The following is a 1,478-nucleotide window of genomic DNA, read 5'->3' as shown; positions in this document are numbered from 1 at the left end:
TTTGAGAGTAGACCTCTCAAAACTAAACAAAACTTTCGACAATGTGTAGGATTCCGTTTTTCCTTAGAAAGGAGGTGATCCAGCCGCAGGTTCTCCTACGGCTACCTTGTTACGACTTCACCCTAATCATCTGTCCCACCTTAGACGGCTGGTCCCCGAAGGTTACCTCACCGGCTTTGGGTGTTACAAACTCTCATGGTGTGACGGGCGGTGTGTACAAGGCCCGGGAACGTATTCACCGTGGCATGCTGATCCACGATTACTAGCGATTCCAACTTCATGTAGGCGAGTTGCAGCCTACAATCCGAACTGAGAACGGCTTTAAGAGATTAGCTTGACCTCGCGGTTTCGCGACTCGTTGTACCGTCCATTGTAGCACGTGTGTAGCCCAGGTCATAAGGGGCATGATGATTTGACGTCATCCCCACCTTCCTCCGGTTTGTCACCGGCAGTCTTGCTAGAGTGCCCAACTAAATGCTGGCAACTAACAATAAGGGTTGCGCTCGTTGCGGGACTTAACCCAACATCTCACGACACGAGCTGACGACAACCATGCACCACCTGTCATTCTGTCCCCGAAGGGAACGCCTAATCTCTTAGGTTGGCAGAAGATGTCAAGACCTGGTAAGGTTCTTCGCGTAGCATCGAATTAAACCACATGCTCCACCGCTTGTGCGGGCCCCCGTCAATTCCTTTGAGTTTCAACCTTGCGGTCGTACTCCCCAGGCGGAGTGCTTAATGCGTTAGCTGCAGCACTGAAGGGCGGAAACCCTCCAACACTTAGCACTCATCGTTTACGGCATGGACTACCAGGGTATCTAATCCTGTTCGCTACCCATGCTTTCGAGCCTCAGCGTCAGTTACAGACCAGACAGCCGCCTTCGCCACTGGTGTTCTTCCATATATCTACGCATTTCACCGCTACACATGGAGTTCCACTGTCCTCTTCTGCACTCAAGTCTCCTGGTTTCCGATGCACTTCTCCGGTTAAGCCGAAGGCTTTCACATCAGACCTAAGAAACCGCCTGCGCTCGCTTTACGCCCAATAAATCCGGACAACGCTTGCCACCTACGTATTACCGCGGCTGCTGGCACGTAGTTAGCCGTGGCTTTCTGGTTGGATACCGTCAAGATGTCAACAGTTACTCTGACACCTGTTCTTCTCCAACAACAGAGTTTTACGAGCCGAAACCCTTCATCACTCACGCGGCGTTGCTCCATCAGACTTTCGTCCATTGTGGAAGATTCCCTACTGCTGCCTCCCGTAGGAGTTTGGGCCGTGTCTCAGTCCCAATGTGGCCGATTACCCTCTCAGGTCGGCTACGTATCATTGCCTTGGTAGGCCGTTACCTTACCAACAAGCTAATACGCCGCGGGTCCATCCTAAAGTGATAGCCGAAGCCATCTTTTAAACCAAAACCATGTGGTTTTGGTTGTTATACGGTATTAGCACCTGTTTCCAAGTGTTATCCCCTACT

At 51.4% G+C, this 1,478-nt stretch carries 1 rRNA gene; it reads right to left on the bottom strand.

The window, feature by feature from the left end:
• Positions 1-67: 67 nt before the first annotated feature.
• Positions 68-1,478 (bottom strand): 16S ribosomal RNA (locus FD05_RS02805); the annotation flags it as partial.

It is taken from the genome of Lentilactobacillus otakiensis DSM 19908 = JCM 15040, from assembly GCF_001434145.1.
In the GTDB taxonomy this organism is placed as follows: domain Bacteria; phylum Bacillota; class Bacilli; order Lactobacillales; family Lactobacillaceae; genus Lentilactobacillus; species Lentilactobacillus otakiensis.
This window is presented reverse-complemented; position numbering and strand designations above follow the sequence as displayed.